Origin of the sequence: Buttiauxella sp. (assembly GCF_049686335.1) — a bacterium.
GTDB lineage: Bacteria > Pseudomonadota > Gammaproteobacteria > Enterobacterales > Enterobacteriaceae > Buttiauxella.
Map to the genome: position 1 here is coordinate 333,604 of NZ_JBAVHX010000010.1, position 23,383 is coordinate 356,986.

Annotated in this window: 19 protein-coding genes; 15 read left to right on the forward strand and 4 right to left on the reverse strand. The window is 50.4% G+C overall.

Features of this window, described 5'->3' with window-relative positions:
• The first annotated feature begins 10 nt into the window (after nucleotides 1-10).
• From WBL83_RS10375 to WBL83_RS10395, 5 genes are all read left to right on the forward strand, one after another.
• The gene (locus WBL83_RS10375) at nucleotides 11-337 is read left to right on the forward strand and encodes a YnfA family protein (RefSeq protein WP_424589061.1); all 327 of its coding nucleotides are present in this window, start codon (nucleotides 11-13) and stop codon (nucleotides 335-337) included.
• Between the two features lie 196 nt (nucleotides 338-533).
• Nucleotides 534-1,748, forward strand: a complete 1,215-nt coding sequence (rspA, locus tag WBL83_RS10380; protein ID WP_424589062.1) for a starvation-sensing protein RspA — start codon at nucleotides 534-536, stop codon at nucleotides 1,746-1,748.
• Between the two features lie 14 nt (nucleotides 1,749-1,762).
• The gene (locus WBL83_RS10385) at nucleotides 1,763-2,776 is read left to right on the forward strand and encodes a Zn-dependent oxidoreductase (protein WP_424589063.1); all 1,014 of its coding nucleotides are present in this window, start codon (nucleotides 1,763-1,765) and stop codon (nucleotides 2,774-2,776) included.
• 62 nt (nucleotides 2,777-2,838) lie between these two features.
• Complete coding sequence (locus WBL83_RS10390) at nucleotides 2,839-4,242, forward strand: MFS transporter (RefSeq protein ID WP_424589064.1); 1,404 nt, start codon at nucleotides 2,839-2,841, stop codon at nucleotides 4,240-4,242.
• Nucleotides 4,243-4,413: 171 nt separating this feature from the next.
• Nucleotides 4,414-5,865 (forward strand): mannitol dehydrogenase family protein, encoded by a 1,452-nt coding sequence (locus tag WBL83_RS10395; protein WP_424589065.1) that lies wholly within the window; start codon nucleotides 4,414-4,416, stop codon nucleotides 5,863-5,865.
• Nucleotides 5,866-5,983: 118 nt separating this feature from the next.
• Here the strand turns inward: WBL83_RS10395 and WBL83_RS10400 are convergent, their stop codons facing one another.
• Nucleotides 5,984-6,670: a GntR family transcriptional regulator gene (locus WBL83_RS10400; RefSeq protein WP_424589066.1), complete on the reverse strand. Its 687-nt coding sequence runs from the start codon at nucleotides 6,668-6,670 to the stop codon at nucleotides 5,984-5,986.
• Between the two features lie 93 nt (nucleotides 6,671-6,763).
• Nucleotides 6,764-7,513, reverse strand: a complete 750-nt coding sequence (ydfG, locus tag WBL83_RS10405; RefSeq protein WP_424589067.1) for a bifunctional NADP-dependent 3-hydroxy acid dehydrogenase/3-hydroxypropionate dehydrogenase YdfG — start codon at nucleotides 7,511-7,513, stop codon at nucleotides 6,764-6,766.
• A gap of 366 nt (nucleotides 7,514-7,879) precedes the next feature.
• Here ydfG and guaD point away from each other — a divergent pair, with 366 nt between their 5' ends.
• The 5 genes from guaD (at nucleotide 7,880) to dcp (ending at nucleotide 16,062) form a co-directional block, all read left to right on the forward strand.
• Nucleotides 7,880-9,211 carry a guanine deaminase gene (guaD, locus tag WBL83_RS10410; RefSeq protein WP_424589068.1) on the forward strand — a complete coding sequence of 444 codons (1,332 nt, stop codon included), beginning with the start codon at nucleotides 7,880-7,882 and terminating at the stop codon, nucleotides 9,209-9,211.
• Nucleotides 9,208-10,644: a xanthine dehydrogenase small subunit gene (gene xdhA / locus WBL83_RS10415; protein ID WP_424589069.1), complete on the forward strand. Its 1,437-nt coding sequence runs from the start codon at nucleotides 9,208-9,210 to the stop codon at nucleotides 10,642-10,644. Before guaD ends, xdhA begins: the two co-directional genes overlap by 4 nt.
• Nucleotides 10,634-12,979 carry a xanthine dehydrogenase molybdopterin binding subunit gene (xdhB, locus tag WBL83_RS10420; protein ID WP_424589070.1) on the forward strand — a complete coding sequence of 782 codons (2,346 nt, stop codon included), beginning with the start codon at nucleotides 10,634-10,636 and terminating at the stop codon, nucleotides 12,977-12,979. Before xdhA ends, xdhB begins: the two co-directional genes overlap by 11 nt.
• Nucleotides 12,976-13,749: a xanthine dehydrogenase accessory protein XdhC gene (gene xdhC, locus WBL83_RS10425; protein ID WP_424589071.1), complete on the forward strand. Its 774-nt coding sequence runs from the start codon at nucleotides 12,976-12,978 to the stop codon at nucleotides 13,747-13,749. Before xdhB ends, xdhC begins: the two co-directional genes overlap by 4 nt.
• 267 nt (nucleotides 13,750-14,016) lie before the next feature.
• Nucleotides 14,017-16,062 carry a peptidyl-dipeptidase Dcp gene (dcp, locus tag WBL83_RS10430; protein WP_424589072.1) on the forward strand — a complete coding sequence of 682 codons (2,046 nt, stop codon included), beginning with the start codon at nucleotides 14,017-14,019 and terminating at the stop codon, nucleotides 16,060-16,062.
• Nucleotides 16,063-16,069: 7 nt separating this feature from the next.
• On the opposite strand, the gene WBL83_RS10435 is transcribed toward dcp, so the two are convergent.
• Both WBL83_RS10435 and WBL83_RS10440 read right to left on the reverse strand, forming a co-directional pair.
• The gene (locus WBL83_RS10435) at nucleotides 16,070-16,711 is read right to left on the reverse strand and encodes a helix-turn-helix domain-containing protein (protein ID WP_424589073.1); all 642 of its coding nucleotides are present in this window, start codon (nucleotides 16,709-16,711) and stop codon (nucleotides 16,070-16,072) included.
• A gap of 132 nt (nucleotides 16,712-16,843) precedes the next feature.
• On the reverse strand, nucleotides 16,844-17,509 hold the full coding sequence (locus WBL83_RS10440; protein WP_424589074.1) for a helix-turn-helix domain-containing protein: 666 nt from the start codon (nucleotides 17,507-17,509) through the stop codon (nucleotides 16,844-16,846).
• 407 nt (nucleotides 17,510-17,916) lie between these two features.
• On the opposite strand from WBL83_RS10440, the gene WBL83_RS10445 reads away from it, so the two are divergent.
• From WBL83_RS10445 to WBL83_RS10465, 5 genes are all read left to right on the forward strand, one after another.
• Nucleotides 17,917-18,447, forward strand: coding sequence for a fimbrial protein (locus tag WBL83_RS10445; RefSeq protein ID WP_424589075.1), 531 nt, complete (start codon nucleotides 17,917-17,919; stop codon nucleotides 18,445-18,447).
• 59 nt (nucleotides 18,448-18,506) lie between these two features.
• A complete protein-coding gene (locus WBL83_RS10450) occupies nucleotides 18,507-19,184 on the forward strand; it encodes a fimbrial biogenesis chaperone (RefSeq protein WP_424589076.1) in 678 nt (225 codons plus the stop codon).
• Nucleotides 19,185-19,264: 80 nt separating this feature from the next.
• Nucleotides 19,265-21,799: a fimbria/pilus outer membrane usher protein gene (locus WBL83_RS10455; RefSeq protein ID WP_424589077.1), complete on the forward strand. Its 2,535-nt coding sequence runs from the start codon at nucleotides 19,265-19,267 to the stop codon at nucleotides 21,797-21,799.
• Nucleotides 21,800-21,809: 10 nt separating this feature from the next.
• Nucleotides 21,810-22,760 (forward strand): fimbrial protein, encoded by a 951-nt coding sequence (locus WBL83_RS10460; RefSeq protein WP_424589078.1) that lies wholly within the window; start codon nucleotides 21,810-21,812, stop codon nucleotides 22,758-22,760.
• A 13-nt stretch (nucleotides 22,761-22,773) separates the two neighbouring features.
• On the forward strand, nucleotides 22,774-23,295 hold the full coding sequence (locus WBL83_RS10465; protein WP_424589079.1) for a fimbrial protein: 522 nt from the start codon (nucleotides 22,774-22,776) through the stop codon (nucleotides 23,293-23,295).
• The last annotated feature ends 88 nt before the right edge of the window (nucleotides 23,296-23,383 follow it).

The following is a 23,383-nucleotide window of genomic DNA, read 5'->3' on the forward strand; positions in this document are numbered from 1 at the left end:
AAGGTTAAAGATGATCAAAACAACCTTACTTTTTTTTACGACAGCGCTGGCTGAAATCATCGGCTGCTTCTTACCCTGGCTGTGGTTAAAACGAGACGGTTCGCCGTTGTTGTTGATCCCGGCTGCGTTCTCCCTGGCGATGTTTGTCTGGTTGCTCACCTTGCATCCGGCGGCAAGTGGGCGCGTGTATGCCGCCTATGGTGGCGTCTACGTTGTTACCGCATTGCTGTGGTTGCGCTGGGTCGATGGCGTCAAATTGAGTGCTTACGATTGGGTGGGCGCAAGCGTCGCGTTTTGCGGCATGCTGATCATCGTTGCAGGCTGGTCACGCACCTGATCCTTCATCTTTGCTTATCGTCTGTTCTGTTCTTTTCTTCTTCATCTCAAATCGGCTGTAATTCGTTGCAAACGTCACAAGTAAATTGTGACTGACTGCACTAAATCAATATTTGCATACTTGTATGGTAGTTGGGTTGGGCGTAATTTCATGCTCATTGAACACCGTATATCTCATGTGCAGTAAGGGAAGCCGAATGAAGATTGTAAAAGCAGAAGTATTTGTCACGTGTCCCGGGCGTAACTTTGTCACGCTGAAAATCACCACCGACGAAGGGCTTACCGGACTCGGCGATGCCACCTTAAATGGTCGCGAACTGTCGGTTGCTTCATATCTTAAAGACCATGTCTGCCCGCAGTTAATTGGCCGCGATGCGCATCGCATCGAAGATATCTGGCAATTCTTTTACAAAGGCGCGTACTGGCGTCGGGGTCCCGTTACCATGTCGGCAATTTCAGCCGTCGACGTCGCGTTGTGGGATATCAAAGCTAAAGCCGCCAACATGCCGCTGTATCAATTGCTGGGCGGCGCTTCTCGTGAAGGGGTGATGGTTTATTGCCATACCACCGGCCATTCTATTGATGAAGTCCTCGACGACTACGCTCGTCATAAAGAGATGGGCTTCAAAGCGATTCGCGTGCAGTGCGGCGTGCCGGGCATGAAAACCACTTACGGCATGGCGAAAGGCAAAGGGCAGGCGTACGAACCCGCAACCAAAGGTGACTGGCCAGAAGAGCAGTTGTGGTCAACTGAAAAATACCTTGATTTCACACCAAAGCTATTCGAAGCGGTGCGTAACAAATTTGGTTTCAACGAGCATTTATTGCATGACATGCACCACCGTCTGACGCCTGTCGAAGCGGCGCGCTTCGGTAAAAGCATCGAAGATCACCGCTTGTTCTGGATGGAAGATCCCACTCCTGCAGAAAATCAGGAATGCTTCCGTTTGATTCGCCAACACACCGTGACGCCGATTGCGGTAGGGGAAGTGTTCAACAGTATCTGGGACTGTAAACAGCTTATCGAAGAACAGCTTATCGATTACATCCGCACCACCATTACCCACGCGGGCGGGATTAGCGGGATGCGCCGCATCGCCGATTTTGCCTCGTTGTATCAGGTACGTACCGGCTCGCATGGGCCATCAGACCTTTCGCCAGTGTGTATGGCGGCGGCGCTGCACTTTGACCTGTGGGTACCAAACTTCGGCGTGCAGGAATATATGGGTTATTCAGAGCAAATGCTGGAAGTCTTCCCGCATAACTGGACGTTTGATAACGGCTACATGCATCCAGGTGAAAAACCGGGTATCGGCATCGAGTTCGATGAAAAACTGGCAGCGAAATATCCCTATGAACCTGCCTATCTGCCGGTTGCTCGCCTCGAAGATGGCACTTTGTGGAACTGGTAAAAGGAAATAAAACGATGAAAAGCATTACTATTCAACAACCAGAGAAACTGGTTATTGAGGAGCGTCCTGTTCCTCAACCACAGCCAGGTGAAGTGCGTATTCGTGTAAGCAGCGCCGGTATTTGCGGCTCTGACGTCCATATTTATCGCGGGCATAACCCATTCGCGAAATACCCACGCGTCATCGGCCATGAGTTTTTTGGTCATATTGATGAAGTCGGTGAAGGTGTTGAGTCATCACGCATCGGAGAGCGCGTAGTGGGTGACCCGGTTGTGAGCTGTGGTCACTGCTATCCATGTTTGGTTGGGCGACCTAATGTGTGTGCAGAACTCCAGGTTATTGGGGTGCACCGCGATGGCGGATTTAGCGAATATATCACCCTGCCTGCGAAGAATGCTCACGTCGTACCGCAAAGCATTCCTGATAATGAAGCCACCATGGTGGAGCCTTTCACTATTGCAGCCAATATCTGTAGCCAACTGAATCCAGGCCCGCTTGACACGGCACTGGTTTACGGTGCGGGGCCGATGGGGTTGACGTCCATTCAGGCATTGCGCGGTGTATACGGCGTAAAAGAGATCATTGTCGTCGACCGTATCGACGAGCGCCTCGCGATGGCGAAAGCCAACGGCGCCGATCGCGTTATTAATAACACCAGCCTGGATTTAGGTGCTGAACTTGAGCGTTTGGGGACTCGTCCAACCCTTATCATCGATGCGGCCTGTCATCCGGCCATTTTACCGGAAGCCATCGCGCTTGCCTCTCCTGCGGCGCGCATCGGGATTATGGGTTTTTCATCTGACCCTTGCGTGTTGAATCAACAAGCGATCACCAGTAAAGAGCTCTCTATATATAGCTCGCGACTCAACAGCAATCGCTTCCCCATGGTGATTGACTGGATGACCGAGAAAAAAATACAACCGAAGAAGTTAATTACCCACCAGTTCAATTATATGCAAGTAGTTGATGCCATGGAGATATTCGAGAAAGACCAAAAGCAATGCTGCAAGGTATTGCTGACATTCTGATTCGCCCATCTGTACCTGAAGATTTGCTGTCCCTACAACGACAAATTGCTGAGAACAGAAATATGAACAATTCTATTACTATAAAAAATAATCAACCGGAAAGAAGTACCGGTGATTTAGTTAAGGCCGCCGTTTCCGGTTGGCTCGGCACTGCTCTGGAATTTATGGATTTCCAGTTATATTCACTTGGAGCCGCTTTAGTTTTCCATGAAATATTTTTCCCTGAACAATCTGCCGCGATGGCATTAATTCTGGCGATGGGAACCTATGGCGCAGGTTATATAGCACGTATCGCTGGCGCCTTTTTCTTTGGTCGTATGGGCGATACTATTGGCCGTAAGAAAGTTCTGTTTATCACTATTACCATGATGGGGATTTGTACCACCTTAATTGGTGTGCTCCCCACTTATGCGCAAATCGGTATTTTTGCACCAATGCTGCTGGTGTTGTTACGTATTATTCAGGGGCTGGGGGCAGGTGCTGAAATTTCTGGAGCCGGTACTATGCTTGCTGAGTATGCCCCCAAAGGTAAACGCGGCATCATCTCTTCACTGGTGGCCATGGGCACTAACTGCGGAACGCTATCGGCCACAGCGATTTGGGCAGTGATGTTCTTCTTGCTTCCAAAAGAAGAGCTGCTGGCATGGGGTTGGCGTGTGCCTTTCCTCGCAAGCGTAGTGGTGATGATTTTTGCCATCTGGCTGCGTATGAATCTCAAAGAAAGTCCGGTGTTTGAAAAAGTTAATGACGACACTGAAAACGTTGCGCTGACAAAACCGGTAGCCGATAAGACTCACTCACTTGGTGCGATGTTTACCAGTAAATCATTCTGGCTGGCAACTGGGCTGCGCTTTGGCCAGGCAGGCAATTCAGGTTTGATTCAAACCTTCCTCGCCGGATATTTGGTTCAGACATTATTATTTGAGAAAAGTATTCCCACTGACGCCTTAATGATTAGCTCTATTCTTGGTTTTATTACTATTCCGTTCTTAGGATGGCTGTCAGATAAAATAGGTCGCCGTATTCCTTATATTATCGTCAATATTTCCGCCATTATTCTTGCTTACCCAATGTTGTCAATGATTGTGGATAAAAGCCAGGATGTGAACGTCATTATGGCCTCCATTATCATTATCCATAACGTTGCGGTACTGGGGTTATTTGCCCTGGAAAATATTACCATGGCAGAGATGTTCGGCTCGCGTAATCGCTTTACCCGAATGGCAATTTCAAAAGAAGCAGGCGGGTTGGTCGCGGTAGGATTTGGTCCGGTTCTGGCAGGCATTTTCGTCAATATGACAGGTTCCTGGTGGCCGATTGTGGTGATGATGATTACCTACTCAGTAATTGGCTTACTGGCAGCGGTATTGATGCCAGAAGTGAAAGACCGGGATCTTAGCCTTGCGGAAGATGCGGCGGAGACGCCAAAAAAGGCAGCGGCGATCCAGGGTGTCAGGAGCTATTAATGAATTAACCCTCCGCTCACCGATAACCCCTATCGCAAAATGCGATCCTGTCATACAACTTTTAAATTCGTGTCATACCAAATGGCTAAAGTTTAATTCAAATCAAAATGCAGACTACCATAGCAGGTAGTCTGTAGCTGTCCCCATGTTCCTACACAGCGAGTTTTAAAAATGGAAAACAAGCTCTTATCTGCAAAAGCTATTCTCCCAAAATATGACCGTAGCAAACTGGTTTCCCGCATCGTTCATCTTGGTTTTGGCGCCTTCCATCGCGCACATCAGGCGGTTTATGCCGACATTCTGGCGAATGAACATGGTAGCGACTGGGGTTACTGCGAAGTCAATTTGATTGGCGGCGAGCAGCAAATTGCTGATTTGAAAAAGCAAGACAACCTTTATAGCGTGGCAGAAATGTCTGCCGACGCCTGGCATTGCCGCGTAGTGGGTGTGGTGAAAGACGCCATTCATGCGCAGGTTGATGGTCTGGAAGCGGTGTTTAGCGCAATGACTCAACCTGAAGTTGCCATTGTTTCCCTGACCGTGACTGAAAAAGGTTACTGCCATACTCCAGCAACCGGCACTATCTTGCTGGACCATCCTTTAATTGCACACGATCTCGCCAACCCACAGCAACCAAAATCTGCTCCTGGCGTGATTGTTGAAGCGCTGGCTCGTCGTAAAGCCGCGGGTCTGGCGGCATTTAGCGTGATGTCCTGCGACAACATGCCGGAAAATGGTCATGTCACCCGTAACGTTATCACTGCCTATGCCGAAGCACTAAACCCGGAACTGGCGGCCTGGATTGGCACTCATGTGACATTCCCATCCACTATGGTTGACCGTATCGTACCGGCCGTAACAGCCGAAACACTGGAACAAGTTGCTGAGGCGACTGGTGTTGCTGACCCAGCAGCGGTGGCGTGCGAGCCTTTCCGTCAGTGGGTCATCGAAGATAACTTCGTGGCTGGCCGTCCGGAGTGGGAAAAAGCCGGTGCTGAACTGGTGAAAGACGTTCTGCCATATGAAGAGATGAAACTGCGCATGCTCAACGGTAGCCACTCATTCCTGGCTTACCTGGGTTATCTGGCGGGTTATCAGCACATTTCTGAATGTATGCAGGATGAGAATTATCGTCGTACTGCCCATGCATTGATGTTGCAACAACAGGCGCCAACGTTAAAAGTGCAGGGCGTTGATCTGGCTAAATATGCGGATTCATTGATAGCGCGTTACACCAACCCGGCGCTGCGTCACCGTACCTGGCAAATCGCGATGGACGGTAGTCAGAAGCTGCCACAACGTTGGTTAGATTCCATTCGCTGGCATCTGGCAAACGGCAGTCAGTTTGATCTGCTGGCGCTGGGCGTTGCAGGTTGGATGCGTTATGTCGGTGGTGTAGACGAGCAGGGTGAGCCAATTGAAGTGAGCGACCCACTGCTGCCAGCTATTCAGCAAGCGGTGGCGGCAAGCAAAGAAGGGGAGACCCGAGTTAAAGCGCTGCTGGAGCTGAAAACTATCTTTGGTGAAGATCTGCCAGCGAACGAGAAATTCGTTCGGCGCGTCACTGAGTGTTATCTGGCGTTACGTGAAAACGGCGCGAAAGCAACCGTCGCTAAGTTCTAAATTTGTGGTTTCGTAGGGTGGATTAGCGCGAGCGACATCCACCTTTTACGCTGTTGTTACAGATGTAAATGTCGGATGGCGCTGCGCTTATCCGACCTGCGAACGCTTGTTTCGTGTATTACTCTTCACTAAACCAGTCGCGTTTTTCTTTACGAATCAATAATATTGACTGGCTAATCTCATGCAGATGGCGATGCATCGCCTGATCCACACCGTCTTCATCATGGCGTTTTAATGCCTCAAAAATATCGTAGTGCTGAGCGAGCAACATCTCTGGTGGCGAAACATGATCCAGGCTCATATAACGCACCCGATCCATCGTCGCTTTGATGTTTTCGACCGTGTCCCAGGCGAGGCTGCAATCGGCAACCAGGGCCAGCTGCTGGTGAAACTCATCATCAAGCTGGAAGAAGTCGTCTAACTGGTTACGCTCAATGGCGATACGTTGCTGGTTGAGCAATTGCTCGAGCATATAAAGGTGCTCATCAGTCGCCATACTTGCTGCACGCTTTGCTACCGCACGTTCAATCGCTTCACGGATAAAGCAGCCGTTTTTGACATGGCTGACTGAAATCTTATTAACGTAAGTGCCACGTTGCGGGCGAATTTGCACCAGGCCAGTTTCCGCCAGTTTGATAAAGGCTTCACGTACCGGCTGGCGAGAAACGTCAAAACGCATCGACACTTCTTTTTCAGACAGAGGGGTTCCAGGCGGAATTAAGCAACGAACAATATCCCGACGCAAAATGCGGTAGATTTGTTGGTTAACGGGCTGGGTAGGATTAAGCAGTGTTGACGGTAGCATTAATATTTTCTTATCGTGAAGTAACTATGCAAATTTAACATTTATTTGCACAGTCGCCCATACCCGAAATCCCTTTGGATATGGGCAATATGGTTAACCTTCGCGGTGAATGCTTAAACCAGCAAACGTCTGGCTAACCGGCATCATCTCAAGGGTATTGATGTTGACATGTTTAGGCAGCGTTGCCACCCACCAAACCGCTTCACTCACATCTTCAGCCGTTAATGCGTTGGCGTTTTCGTAAGTTTTCTCAACTTTGCCGTCATCACCTTTGAACCGCACATTTGAGAACTCAGTCCCACTCACCAGACCAGGTTCAATATCCGTCACACGGATTGCAGTTTTATGCAGATCGGTACGTAAGTTCAGGCTGAACTGGCGCACAAAGGCTTTAGTCGCGCCATAAACATTGCCACCCGCGTAAGGCCAGTTGCCAGCGGTAGAACCGATATTGATAATGTGCCCGCGATTACGCTCCACCATCCCAGGCAGCACGGCGCGAGTCATATACACGAGGCCTTTGTTATTGGTATCAATCATGGTTTCCCAGTCGTCCGGGTCAGCTTTATGAGCCGGTTCCATGCCCAGTGCCAGACCTGCGTTGTTCACCAGAATATCAATATCTCGCCAGTCAGCAGGTAACTGTTCCATCGCTTGTTCGATAGCCGCGCGGTTACGTACATCAAGTTGCAGCGTAATGATGCTATCACCCAGTTCTTCTTTGAGCTCTTGCAGACGTTCGTTGCGGCGGCCAGTGGCAATCACTTTGTGGCCTTGCTGTACGAAACGACGGGTGATGCTCTCACCAAATCCGGCGGTGGCGCCGGTTACCAGAATAATCATCTCACTGTTCCTCAACGCTTTTATGTCGTATTACCTTAGCACGCTAAGGCTATTTGTGATAATTCAACTTATTGCAAAAACCAAAGTTGAAGTGCCTGCGCATTGCTGGTGCAGCAACGTCTGTGGTGTGCAACTTTCTGGTGCACGAAATCCGACGAATTTTCCCTTCCGAACTTATGATACCAAAAGGCAACCGATTGCGGTTAAAAGCAACCGTTTGCATCAAGAAAAGTTGCGCAAATGTTGCTCGATAGTAATAAATATAATCTAAGCTACTGTTATAAAACCGATTAAACCCAAATCCCAACATGGCATCAACATTGCAATAGTTAACTCATTCTTCACAAAACCATTACAGGTACCGCGATGACAGTTAATTACACGCAAGCGCTCCGCAGCCAGTTTTTCGATATCACCCAAACCGGGACCCGTCCTGACGAGTTGCTGGCGAATGCGCGTCATCACGAAGATGCATTGTTATTCATCGATGGCGGTACGGTGGTGGCGTTGTTGCCATGGGAAGAAGGGCGCAAACAGTTGCGAGACGAAAGTGATTATGTCGATTATCGCGGCAAATTGATTCTTCCCGGATTTGTCGACACCCACCTGCATTATCCGCAAACGGAAATGATTGGCGCCTACGGCGAGCAGTTGCTGGAATGGCTGCAAACCTACACCTTCCCGGTTGAGAGCCAGTATCAGGACAGTTCCCACGCCGCGAAAATGTCGGCCTTTTTCCTCAGCCAGCTCTTGAGTAACGGCACCACTACGGCGTTGGTTTTTGGCACGGTACATCCTCAGTCGGTGGAAGCGCTTTTCAGCGCGGCAGAGCATCTCGCCATGCGCATCATCGCCGGCAAAGTGATGATGGATCGCAACGCGCCGGAATACCTCACGGAAACGCCGGAGCAAAGTTACCAGCAAACGCGCGAGCTGATTCAGCGCTGGCATAAAAAAGGGCGTCTCAATTATGCGCTGACGCCGCGCTTTGCCCCGACATCTTCGCCTGAACTGCTCAAAGTGGTACAGACCCTGCGCGAAGAGTTTCCGGATACCTGGCTGCACACCCATCTCAGTGAAAACAGTGCCGAAGTGGAATGGGTGAAAAACCTGTGGCCGGAGTCCGAAAGCTATCTTGGCGTGTATCACCATTACAAACTCACCGGCAAACGCAGTGTGTTTGCCCATGCCATTCATTTGCAGGAGTGCGAGTGGGATTGCCTGCAATGTACTGAATCGGCCATCGCCTTTTGCCCGACTTCAAATCTGTTTCTGGGCAGCGGTCTGTTTAACCTGAAACAGTGCCATGAGCGCGGGATCCGCATGGGGATTGGCACCGACGTGGGTGCAGGCACCACCTTCAATATGCTGCAAACCCTGGCGGAGGCTTACAAAGTCGCGCAGTTGCAAGGTTACCGTCTTTGCGCGAGTGAAGCGTTTTATCACGCCACGTTGGGTGGGGCACACGCACTGGATCTGGATGACAAAATTGGCAACTTCTTGCCGGGTAAAGAAGCGGATTTCGTGGTGCTGGACTTAGCGGTGACGCCACTGCAGACATTGCGCCACGCCAACAGCCGGGACATTTATGAACAATTATTCGTGCTGATGACGCTTGGCGATGACCGCAACATCTGGCACACCTGGGTTAACGGCAAATGCGTGTGGACTCGCGGCACGCTGGAGGTCGCGGCATGATTCAATTTTTGCTCAATCAAACCTTAAAGACGCTTGATGATGTCGACCCGAATACCACGGTGTTGAACTGGCTGCGCGGCAGCGAACATCGCTGTGGCAGTAAAGAAGGGTGCGCATCGGGGGATTGTGGCGCGTGCACGGTGGTGCTCGGGCAAGTCGATGGCGACAAAATGCGTTATGACACCGCCAATAGCTGCATCACGCTCATCAGCCAGCTTGACGGTAAACAGTTGCTGACGGTTGAGGATTTATCAGAAGGAGACAAATTGCATCCGGTGCAGCAGGCGATGGTCGATTGCCATGCGTCGCAATGCGGTTTTTGTACTCCAGGTTTTGTGATGTCTGGTTTTGCGTTGCAAAAAAATACCCGCGACCCACAGCATCATGAAATCGAAAAACATCTCGCCGGAAACCTGTGCCGCTGTACCGGTTATCGCCCGATTATGCAGGCGATGCAGCAAAGTAGTGGCGAATATGCCGACCAGTTTACCTGCGCCGAGCCGCAAACCGTGGCACGCTTAAAGTCACTACAACAGCCGCAGGTCGCTGAGTTAATCAAAGCCAACCGTTGCCTGCTGCCAAAAACCGTTCAGCAACTGGCGTCTGTGTATCAGCAACATCCGCACGCTCGCTTACTGGCGGGAGGAACCGATCTGGCGCTGACCATCACCCAGCAATTCCAGACGCTACCGCTGATTATCGCGCTGCATCAGGTAGATGAACTCAAAATGATAACCGTGACTGATAGCCACATTCGTATCGGCGCAATGGCGACATTGCAGGCGTGTCAGGATGTTATACAACCCTTGCTCCCCGCATTTGCCCAGATGCTGGACCGCTTTGCCTCTACGCAAATTCGCAACCACGCAACACTTGCTGGCAACCTGGCGAATGCCTCGCCGATTGGTGATGGTGCTCCGATGCTACTGGCGCTCGGTGCCAGCCTCGAACTGCGCTGTGGCGAAGCTACCCGTGTTTTGCCGCTCGATGAGTTCTTCCTTAGCTATCGCAAAACTGCTTTGCAGGCGGGTGAGTTTATCAGTGCGGTACTGATTGAACGCGAGGCGATATCGCCGACGTTTAACGCGTGGAAGATTTCTAAACGTATGGATGACGATATTTCGACGGTCTTTGGCGCGTTTAATCTGCATGTAAAAGACGGAATAGTGGGATCTGCAAAACTGGCATTTGGCGGTATGGCGGCAATCCCGGCGCGGGCGAAAAGTGCCGAACTTGCATTAACAGGAAAGCCTTTAAATGAGCAGACGATCGAGCTGACCCGTGAAGCGCTGGCGACTGATTTCCAGCCGTTAACCGATTTCCGCGGTTCCGGAGCTTATCGCCTGAAACTCGCACAAAATCTGTTGCGACGCCTGATGCTTCAACACGGCGAACCGACTCACGCGCTGGAGGTACAACATTATGTCAACTAATCCAGTGCGCTTGTCAGAACAGGCTTTAATCGAGCAATTCGCCCGCAAAATGCAGGGCGGCGCAGGGGACAGTCGCAAACATGAAAGTGCGGATAAGCATGTCAGCGGCAAAGCGGAATATATCGACGACAAACTGACGTTACCGGGAATGCTCTATCTGTGCCCGGTTCTCAGCCAGCACGCCCATGCGAAAATTTTAAACATCGATACTGCCGCGTGTTATGCCGTACCTGGCGTGGTGCGTGTTTTCAGCTGGCAGGATGTTCCAGGGGAACTGGATATCGGCCCGCTGGCTCCCGGCGACCCGCTGTTTGCCCGCGACAAGGTTGAATATCACGGCCAGGTTGTGCTGACGGTGGCGGCCGATTCCGCGGAAGCGGCTCGCGCGGCGGCACAGAACGCTGTCATCGAATATGAAGTGCTCGAACCGGTGCTGGATGTCGAAGAGGCTTTGCGACGCGAACTCTATGTGCAGGAACCACATGTGCATCAACGTGGCGATGCAGATAGCGCGCTTGCATCGGCAGCGCACCGTATTCAGGGGCAGTTTCATATTGGCGGCCAGGAACACTTCTATCTGGAAGGACAGATTGCTGTCGTACAACCCGGTGAAGATGGCTGTGTGACGGTCTGGTCATCAACCCAACATCCGACAGAAGTGCAAAAGCTGGTAGCCTCGGTGCTTGGCGTCACGATGAACAAAGTCACGGTGGATATGCGCCGCATGGGCGGCGGGTTTGGCGGCAAAGAAACCCAGGCCGCAGGGATTGCCTGCCACGCGGCGCTGGTCGCGGCATTAACCGGTCGCCCGGCTAAGATGCGTCTTTCACGGCGCGACGACATGCGCATTACCGGTAAACGCCATCCCTTTTTTGTCCGTTATGACGTGGGGTTTACCGACGAAGGCATGCTCAATGGCGTGAAGATCGATCTGGCGGCAAACTGCGGTTATTCACTGGATCTATCAGGATCGATCTGCGATCGCGCGATGTTTCACGCCGATAATGCCTACTACCTTGGCGATGCGCGGATTACCGGATACCGCTGTCGCACCAATCTGGCATCCAATACTGCCTACCGCGGATTTGGCGGGCCGCAGGGGATGGTGGCCATTGAGCAGATTATGGACCACATTGCCCGCGAGTCAGGACTTGATCCGCTGGAAGTGCGCAAGCGCAATTACTATGGCGACACCGGGCGTAACGTGACGCACTACCATCAAACCGTTGAACACAACATCATGCCGGGAATCACCTGCCAGCTTGAGGCGAGTGCCAATTACGCTAAGCGTCGCGAGGAAATCAGCGCATTTAACCGCACCAGTCCGGTACTCAAACGCGGTCTGGCGCTGACGCCGGTGAAATTCGGCATCTCGTTTACGTCCAGTTTCCTGAATCAGGCGGGAGCGTTAATCCTGATTTACACCGATGGTACCGTGCAGCTTAATCATGGCGGCACAGAAATGGGCCAGGGATTAAATACCAAAGTGGCACAAGTCGTCGCGCAGGTGCTGCAAATCCCTGTCGAGCAGATTCAGGTCACGGCGACCAATACCGGCAAAGTCCCGAATACTTCGCCGACGGCGGCGTCATCGGGTGCGGATCTTAACGGTAAAGCGGCTGAAATCGCCGCACTTACCATTAAGCAGCGGCTGGTGGAAATGCTCTGCGGTTTGCACGGTTGTGAAGCCGAACAAGTGGAGTTTCGCAACGGCGTGGTGAAAGTCCCGGGGCGGCATTTTACCTTTAGTGAAATCGCAAATCTGGCGTGGCTTAATCAGGTGCCGCTCTCCGCAACCGGCTTCTATAAAGTGCCCGGTATTCATTACGATCGCGCGGCAGGACGCGGGCAACCGTTCTATTACTTTTCATACGGCGCGGCGTGTTCGGAAGTCATCATCGACACCCTGACCGGCGAATATCGCCTGTTGCGTACCGACATTCTGCATGACGTGGGCAATTCGCTGAATCCCGCACTCGACATCGGACAAATTGAAGGCGGCTTCGTGCAAGGCGCGGGCTGGCTGACTTGCGAAGAGTTAGTGTGGGATGACAAAGGACGGTTACTGACTGACAGTCCGATGAGCTACAAAATCCCGGCCATCAGCGATGCGCCAGCCGACCTGCGGGTGCAGCTGCTGGAAAACCATGCCAATCCGCAGCACACGGTTTACCGCTCAAAAGCCGTCGGTGAACCGCCATTTATGCTGGGAATTTCGGTGTGGTGCGCCTTACAGGATGCCGTCGCCAGTATCACTGATTATCGCCAGCACCCGCTGCTGGATGCGCCCGCCACGCCGGAGCGCGTATTCTGGGGTTGTCAGGAGGCGCCATGAACGACGATGAATGGATCAGCATTCTGATGCAGTTGCGTGAGCGTCGCGAACCTTGCGTGCTGCTGACGCTGCTGGCGGATAAAGGGTCGGTGCCGAGAAACTGTGGTACCAAGATGATTGTCGGGCGCGAGCACACCTATCTGACTATCGGCGGTGGGCATCTGGAATATCAGGCGATTGCGATGGCGCGTGAGATGCTGGAAAAGCAAATTACGCTGCCGCATAGCGAGCATTTTAATCTTGGCGCAAGGCTTGGGCAGTGTTGTGGTGGGATGACGACGGTGCTCTTTGAACCGCTGATTCAGGCGCAACCGCAGATTACCGTTTTTGGCGCAGGCCACGTCGGGCAAGCGCTGGTGGCATTATTAAAAACGTTACCCTGTCACATAACCTGGGTTGATGAACGCCCTGACCAGTTTGCCAGCGCGCCAAAAGGGGTGACGACGCTGCAAACCGAAGACCCGCTCGATGCCGTACACGCCGCACCCGCGCAGAGCTATTTTATTGTCATGACCCACAGCCATCCGCGTGATTTGGAGTTAACCGAAGCAATCCTTAAACGTGGTGACTACCGCTACCTCGGCCTGATTGGCTCGCACACCAAACGCCAGCGTTTTGAGTATCGGCTTGCGGGGAAAGGGATCACGCAGCAGCAACTGAGTACCTTGCGCTGCCCGGTGGGGCTGCCGGATGTGAAGGGTAAACTCCCGGCAGAAATCGCCGTGGCGATAGCCGCCGAGATAATTGCTGTGTACCAGGCGGCGAGTTGAGCGTGGCGGATGACGCATACGCTTATCCGCCCTACAATCACTTAACTTTCCTCGTAGAGGGATAAGCGCCGCGTCATCCACCCAATACATTTCGGCATTGTAGGGTGGATAAGCGCCGCGTCATCCACCAATGACATTTCGGCGTTGTAGGGTGGATAAGCGCCGCGTCATCCACCAGATATATTTCAGCGTTGTAGGGTGGATAAGCGCAGCGTCATCCACCAGATACCGTCTCAAATTACCCTTTGCCCTCAGCAGGAGCACCACATGCAAACGGAAAACCCGTTCTATCGCATCAGTTTATTGCCGTACCAGGCACCCCATTTTGATGACATCAAAGACAGCCACTATCGTCCGGCGTTTGACGAAGCCAAACGTATTAAACGCGAAGAGATCGCTGCACTCACTAACAACGTCGCAGAACCGAGCTTTGAGAACACGTATCTGGCGCTGGAAAAAACCGGACAAATGCTGGGACGAGTGACGAATGTTTTCTTCGCCATGACGTCTGCGAATACCAACGATTATCTGCAACAACTCGATGAGGAATTTGCCGCAGAACTGGCTGAGTTAGCGGATGAAATGCGCCTGAACAGCGTGTTGTTTTCGCGTTTAGATAAGGTCTACCAGCGTCGCCATTCCCTTGGTCTGGATGAAGAATCCGTGCGGCTGATTGAAGTCATCTGGCGGAGTTTTACACTGGCGGGTGCCACACTCAGCGACGATAAAAAAGCGCGTTTAAAGGTGCTGAATAAAGAAGCCGCGCAGCTGAATAGCCAGTTTAATAATCATCTGCACGCCGCTAATAAAGCCGCTGGGCTGGTGGTGGATGACGTGGAACATCTTGATGGGTTAACGCCTGCGGAAATTGCTGCGGCGGCGCAACTTGCCAGCATGAAAGGGCTGGAAGGGAAATATGTCATCGCGCTACTTAACTTCACGCAACAACCTGCGCTGCAATCATTAAGCCACCGCTCCACGCGTGAAAAACTGTTTAAAGCCGGTTGGGATCGCACTCAACAAAACGATGGTCACGATACGCGCGCAATCGTCGCGCGCCTGGCGATTCTGCGTGCAGAACAAGCTCAACTGCTGGGCTTTGAGAACTATGCTGCCTGGAAAATTGCCGACCAGATGGCGCAAACGCCGCAGGTCGCGCTGCAATTTATGCGTGACATCGTGCCTGCCGCAACGGCGCGTGCGCAGCGTGAACTGGCGGATATCCAGCAGGTTATCGACGCGCAGCAGGGCGGATTTAAAGCTGAGGCCTGGGACTGGGCGTTTTATGCCGAACAAGTTCGTCATGCGAAATACGACCTCGATGAAGCGCAAATCAAACCTTATTTCGAGCTGAATAACGTGCTGGCAAACGGCGTGTTCTGGGCGGCGAGCAAGCTTTTCGGCCTGAATTTTGTAGAGCGCTTTGATATTCCGGTTTATCACGATGATGTGCGCGTCTGGGAAATCTTCGATAAAGACGGGCGCGGTATGGCGCTGTTCTACGGTGACTTCTTCGCCCGCGACAGCAAAGGCGGCGGGGCGTGGATGGGCAACTTTGTTGAACAATCCACGTTACTTGCCAGCGATCCGGTGATTTACAACGTCTGCAACTACAACAAACCGGCATCTGGCGAAGCGGCACTCATTTCCTGGGACGACGTCGTGACGCTGTTCCATGAGTTCGGCCACACCTTACATGGCCTGTTTGCCACTCAGCGTTATGCCACGCTTTCCGGCACCAATACGCCACGCGATTTCGTCGAGTTCCCATCGCAAATTAACGAGCACTGGGCGCGCGACCCGCAGGTGTTTGCCAGCTATGCTCGCCATTACCAAACGGGCGAACCGATGCCTGAGGCGCTCAAAGAGAAGTTATTCCGCGCGGCGCAGTTTAATAAAGGCTACGACATGACAGAACTGCTCGCCGCCGCTTTGCTGGATATGAACTGGCACACTATGCCTGCGGGAAGTGCGGTTGATAACGTGGCTCAGTTTGAAGCGAACGCACTTGAGCAAGAGCACATCAAACTTGCGGCCGTACCGCCTCGTTATCGCAGCAGCTATTTCGCGCATATTTTTGGCGGCGGTTATGCGGCGGGTTATTACGCTTATATCTGGACGCAAATGCTGGCCGATGATGGTTACCAATGGTTTGTGGAGCAGGGCGGGCTAACCGCGCAAAACGGTCAGCGTTTCCGCGAGGCCATTTTATCGCGGGGTAATAGCCAGGATCTTAAAGCGTTATATGACCAGTGGCGCGGGCATGCACCGTATAGCGAACCAATGCTGGCAAACCGGGGTTTAGCAGACTAAAAGCCGATTAATATTTGGCGGGTAAGCTATTGAGTTTGATGAGAATGCCATCATCAAGTTGGATATACCCGCCCTGTTTTAATTGTGCGAGCATTTTCATTACCGTGCTGCGTGACAGCCGGGTTCTTTCGAGAACGTATTTTACTGCTGAAGTTGATTCCCGCACGCTGTCAGGTTCATTCATCAATGCCATCAACTGGAAACGCAGAACCTCATAGGTTGAGGGTGCGGTCATAATGATATTGTTGTGAAACAGGTTGGCAGTCACTTTGGCAATGTGATTGACCAGGAGTTGCCAGGAATTTGTTTCACCAATCAATTGTTGGGCGTAGGCCGTGGTGAGGGTGGCAATTTCAGATTCTTTCAGGGTTTCTATATACAGCCCGGTTGTTTCAGGTAGCAAATTGCTGATGCCCGCAATATTGGGTACCGGCATTGAAGAAACAACAAAACTATCAATATCCCTTCCCACTTTGATTGTCCCGGAGAGAATGACATAGCACATGTTCTCCCCGTTAACGCAGTAGTAAAGACGACGGCCCGCAGGAATCGTTTCAAACGTAACATGTGGGCTAAGTAAATCGATAAGATCAAACGTCGCCTGGGAGTAGATAAACGTTGGAAAATCTTGCGCTGAAGAATCTTTCATATCGACATTATTCACGCTGTAAATGATTGCTATAAATTTAGCACACTTCTAACAATCAGGTAACTGAACTTTGTTACGATAAATTATTATATTACAATAGGATAGCCTTCATTCGCTATGTGTTGTGATGCATTAATATTTTAACGGGATATTGTGGATACTTAGCAGGCACCCGCGTTCTGTCACGATATAACCTCCCGCTTTCAATTGTGCCAGGATCTTCATAATGCTACTGCGCGATAAAAAAGACCGGCTTTGTATATAGTTAGCGATGCTGACACTCTTTCTGATTTCCTCAGTTTCATTTATTAACTCATAGAGTTGATAACGTATGATGTCATAAGAGGAAAGGGACGAAATCTTAGTGCAGTGGTCGTAGACCCTCGAAACCGTATATATTAATGAACGGGCCAGACATTCCCACAAACAGTTATTAGCAATAATCTCATTGGCTAACTCAAGCGGCAACCAGCTAACTTCAGACTCATCGTGGGTACGAATATAAAGATATTCTTGCTCGGTGAGTTGCGTGCTCATGCCGAATACAAAGGGAGCTGATTCTGTATTTAATACCATTCCATCAATATTTCGATAAAGCGAAACACTGCCTTTATGGAGTAGAAAACATTTGCGCTGTTCGTCTTCCACATAGTTAATAATTTGGCGTGGTTTTGTTTCTAATTTGTTAGAAACAGGATTGAGATGTGCGATCAATAACTCAATTTCAGCTAAAGGCTTTTTGTTCAAGATGCTAATTTCATCTGTAAAAAACGGATTTTGTTGTTCAGATACAGACATTTATATTATCTCTCTAGTGACCAGGAACATTCCTGGTTTTGCTATTTACGGCTGCATTATGGTTAAGAAGATTTATTAAGTGAATAAATGTTACGGTGTAAAATTACACCGAAAAATACCTTGAGTTTAATGTGTGATTTGATGAAGATTGATTCAGGCAGCAAAATGATGTGAACTTCAAAAGTTGATTTTTAATATAGATTCGGTTTTCATGGTTAACACCAGATAAATCGAATTAGATATTAACGAAGTAACTCAACTTTACTTCGCATATCACATTTCGCTGTACATATAACATGATGATGCATGGAAAACTAGGCGTTATATTTTTTATTATTTCTCAATAATAAACAGGGCTTCTGTTGCCTGAATAAAACGTCATATAAATATATATAAAGGAAAACGTAATGAAAAAGAATTTACTCGCTGTTGTAATTGCTGCTATCTCCGCTGTATCTGCTTCTAATGCTATGGCAACTGCAGGCACCGTGAACTTCACAGGTGTAATTCTGGATACAGCTTGTACTGTTGACATCGCTTCCCAGAACCAGACTGTTCCATTGGGTGAATACAATAAGTCTGAATTCACCGCAATGGGTGTTGTGACAGCGGCTAAGAAATTCTCAATCGTGCTGAAAGACTGCCCAGAAGCTATCAAAATCGCTCACGTGCGTTTCGACGGCCAGCCAGTCATTGCTGACTCTACTCTGCTGGCTATCGACAGCACCACTCCAGGTGCCGCAACTGGTGTTGCAATCAACCTGATGTCTGCAGACAAAGTTCAGCTGCCACTGCACGGCGAAAACAGCTATCGCTACAGCCTGACTGACACTGCTGACAACGTTCTGGATTTCTACGCTCAGTATAAATCAACAGCTGCAACAGTGACTGCTGGTCCAGCAAACTCTGTAGCCAGCTTCTCTGTTATTTATAACTAATAATCAGACTGACATGACAGGGGCCGGATTTCCCGGCCCTTTTTTTACAGAGGTATCAAATGAATATCGTAAGCAAAACTTTAGTTGCCCTGGTTATAGCCGGTACGGCTATTTCTGCAGCCAATGCAGGCGTTGTAATTGGTGGAACCCGGGTGATTTATGACGGCGGAAAAAAGGAAGCTTCACTGAGCGTCAATAATCCGGATTCTGTGCCATATCTGATTCAGTCATGGATTGACACCCAATCAGGTGGCGCTGAGAAAGCTCCCTTTATTATCACGCCGCCGCTGTTTCGTTTAGATAACGGCCAACAGAATATATTGCGTATCGTGCGAGCCGGGAGTCTGCCGGATAATAAAGAGTCGCTGTACTGGTTAAATATTAAATCTATTCCTTCTGCTCCTAAAAAGGAAAATACACTTCAGGTGGCGGTAAAAACCCGCATTAAACTGATTTACCGCCCGGAAGCGTTAAAGAAAAATATACCGGAAAAAGTGGCGGATCAACTGACCTGGCAGAAAGTCGGCAACCAGGTGCAGGTGACAAACCCAACGAATTACTACATGAATTTCAACCAGATTACGGTTAGCGGTAAAACTGTCCCGGACGTGAGCTTTGTGGCACCGGGCGGTACGGCACGCTTTAACCTGCCTGCGGGTGTTTCATCGGGACCACTGAGCTTTAAATTAATTAGTGATTATGGCGGCACCGGCGAAGCCCATAACGCGTCAATTTAATAAACGAATAAATACTTCCCGGGCGTACAGGGTGGTACGGGCCAGAATGATATAGCCTGATATATACAGGCAGGAAGTTAATGATGAAAGCAAACAATCGTCTTCAATTACGATCGACCCATCTCGCCTGGTGTATCGCGCTGGCGTGTTCAGGTATGAGTGAAACAGCACAGTCGCGTGATTATTTTAACCCGGCGTTACTCGAGGTTAATAATCCCTCTTCACAAGGTGCCGATCTTGCGGCCTTTGAAGATGGCGAACAGGCTGCCGGTATTTATCGTGTTGACGTTGTTATTAACAACCAGCTGGTCGACACCCGGGATATTACTTTTAAGATGGTCAAAGAAGGTAATGGAGAAGCAAAACTTCAGCCTTGTTTGTCTGCCGGTGTTTTACAAAGCTACGGTGTAAAAACAGCGCTGTTCCCGGAATTAAACGTCGATGCGGAATGCGCCAGGCTTGCGGCTATTCCGCAGGCGTCAGCGGAGTTTTTATTTTCATCTCAGAAGTTACTGCTGAGCATTCCTCAGGCGGCACTTTCCGCGCAGGCGCGCGGCTATGTGGCGCCAGAGCTGTGGGATGAAGGTATTAACGCGCTGCTACTGAACTACAGCGTAAGCGGTAATAACACTTTCGTGCGTAATGGTCAGAACACCAACAGCCAGTATGCCAACCTGCGTCCGGGCATCAACTACGGCGCATGGCGTCTGCGTAACTACACCACATGGAATCGTGACAGCGACGGCAAAGACAAATGGGATACGGTTTACACCTACGCCCAGCGTGATGTCGTTGCTTTGAAAAGCCAGATGACGCTCGGCGACAGCTCCACACCTTCTGATGTGTTCGACAGTATTCCGTTCCGAGGCGGTCAGCTTGCCTCTGATGACGATATGTTACCCGACAGCCTGAAAGGCTACGCCCCTGTGGTACGTGGCATTGCGCGTACCAATGCGCAGGTGATTATTCGCCAGGGCGGTTATGTTATTTATCAAAGCTACGTTGCACCGGGCGCCTTTGAAATTACCGACATGTACCCGACCGGTGGCTCCGGTGATCTGTTTGTCACCATAAAAGAAGCCGACGGCAGCGAACAATACCTGGTTGTGCCTTTCGCCTCCGTACCCGTACTGCAACGTGAAGGGCGACTGAAATACAGCCTGACGGGCGGCCAATACCGCTCGTACAGCAGCAGTGTGGAAAAAACACCGCTGGCGCAGGGCACGGCAATTTATGGTCTGCCACACGGCTTTACGGTTTATGGTGGTTTGCAGGAGGCGAGCAAATACCAGTCAATAGCACTGGGGGTGGGTAAAAACCTCGGCGATATTGGGGCGATTTCTACGGATGTGACACAAGGCTGGTCAACGCCCAAAGACGGTCTGAAAACTGACGGGCAGTCATGGCGCGTTCGCTACAGCAAGAACTTTACGGATACCGGCACCAACTTTGCCATTGCCGGTTATCGATATTCCACCTCCGGCTTCTACAGCATGCAGGAAATACTCGATACCTACAGCGATTCAGACTTTAGAGACGATCGCCGCCGTAATCGTGCAGAAATGACCCTGAGTCAGACGCTGGGTAAATCCATGGGCGCTCTGACACTGTCGGCCATCCGCGAGGATTACTGGAATATTAACAAGACCATGGAGTCGTATGGCGCGAGCTATAACAACGCCTGGAACAGCGTCAGTTACAGCCTGAATTACACATGGAGTAAAAACTCGACGGCCAATGGTAGCAATAGCGGGAAAATGTACACCAACGATCAACTGGTCTCCCTGAATATCAGCGTGCCGTTGTCAAACTTCCTGCCAAACAGCTGGGCGAACTACAACATGACGACCAGCAAACAGGGCAATACCACCCACAATGTCGGTGTCAGTGGTATCGCGTTACCAGGTAACGCCCTGAGCTGGAACGTGCAGCAGGGCTACGGAACGGACGATGTCGGCTATACCGGCAATATGAACGCTGACTACCGGGGAACCTACGGCGAAGCGATCGCAGGCTACAGCTACGATGAGCATTCACAGCGCGTGAACTACGGAATATCCGGTGGTGTGTTAGCTCACAGTGACGGCGTTACGCTGGCGCAGCCTTTCGGCGAAACCATCGCGTTAGTGAAAGCACCGGGTGCTGCCGGTGTTGGGGTGTTGAACCAGAATGGGGTGAAAACGGATTATCGCGGCTACACCGTGGTCAGCAATATGACGCCATTCCGTAAAAACGACATCAGTTTTGATACCGCAAGTATGCCGGATAACGTGGAGCTGGAATTAACCACCAAAACCGTGGTGCCGACGCGTGGGGCAGTGGTGCGCGCAGTGTATCAGGCGAGCGTAGGGCAAAGGCTGTTATTGAATCTGAAACGTAACAATGGCGAACCTGTTCCATTTGGCGCCATTTTATCAATGAATAATAAAGACGCTGATAACCATGGCTTTATTGTGGGTGATAACGGACAGGTTTATTTAACTGGCCAGAGTAATAACCTCGACTCCACGGTGAAATGGGGTGATGACGACACGCAAATCTGCCAGGTTAAAACGGTATTGCCTGAACCAAAAAATGATACATCCGTTACGCAGCTTGATGCCGTGTGTCATTAAGGAATTCGCTATGAAATATTTTGCTTTAATCATTACCTTATTATTTTCTGGTATGGCCGGTGCAGTTTGCCAGACGCTGAATACCTGGCTGTCAGTGGTTGATGCCGGAAATATCATTGTTCAGCGCGACACGCCGGTAGGCGCGCTTATTGGCACGGTACCCACGGCAGCTGCCGAAGTTCTTCAGGCTACCTGCCTCTCTTCCGTCGGCGGGAAAGCAATAGGGCAGTTTGATTATATGGGCGGAGTGGCAACGTCTATTCCCAATGTTTATTACACTAATATTCCAGGCGTAGGAATAAGTATTGTCGGTATGACCGGTGGCACATCGACGATGCAAAATCCACCGACGACTTATTCGTTATCTATGACTACTGCAACCATTACCAATATCTGGTCGGGAAACCCTCAGGTTCTAAGACTTTATAAAGTAGGTGATATTACCTCAGGTAATTTTGCTCCAGGCAGGGTTGGCCATCAATCACTCGTAGACGATGGCGGTATTATGCGTGATATCCAGTTGTCGGGTGGTTCGGTCACGCAGGTGGCCTGTTCAATAAAAACGCCTAATTTAGTCTTCCCGTTGGGTGATGTGCCGGTTTCAACGTTTGGCAGTACTATTGGCTTTATTCCTGATGTCAGTTCCACACAAAACCTTGGTCTGGATTGTGATGGCGGTGCGAATATTAATGTTTCATTAAATGGTACCCAAAACCCTGATAGTTCAGATGCCAGTGTATTAGCACTCAATAATCAGGGTGGCAGTGATGTTGCAAGCGGTTTAGGGATCCAGCTTCTTTATAACGATGTGCCTTTAGTACTGAATAATAGAATCGCACTGAAAGTTTCTCCGGGTGGTGTGGAAACCTTCCCTCTGAAGGCACGTTATATTCAGACAAAAGCATCGGTAACAGTTGGTGATGCGAGCACCAGTGCCACGCTACAATTAACCTATCAATAGGGCGGTAATTATCATGAAAAAGACCATTGCTGCTCTGATACTCTCGGGCACAGCATTGTGTTATGCCGGTATGTCCAGCGCTGCCGACCTGGTTAATATTGGCGTGACTGGCCGCGTGGTGCCAACTCCGTGTGTGGTCGATACCGATACTGTCTCGAAACAAGTTGATTTGGGGCAGGCATTTTCAAACAACCTTAATCAGCCCGGTGGGAATCCGGTGTGGAAGGACTTCCAGCTTTTATTAACTCAGTGTCCAGCTGCCACCCGTTCCGCAACGGCAACGTTTAGCGGTGATGTTGACAGTAACGACCCGACAGCATTTAAGAATCTCGGCACAGGGGTGAATAGCGCCTTGCAGATGACAAATACTGACCATTCGGTTATTTACGGTAATGCCAGCCAAATGACAGTGAACGTTGATAATTCAACGCGCCAGGCAATATTCCCGCTTTCTGCGAGGATATTCAGCCCCGCTGAGAATGCGACGGGTGGAACGTTTAATGCTGCAGTAAGCGTTGTATTTACTTACCAGTAAAAACATATTTTAGGTTAAGTAGCATTCTGAGAAATGAAAAGATGTTAAATATTGCCATTGATGATTCGGATTCACTGTATCGGAACGG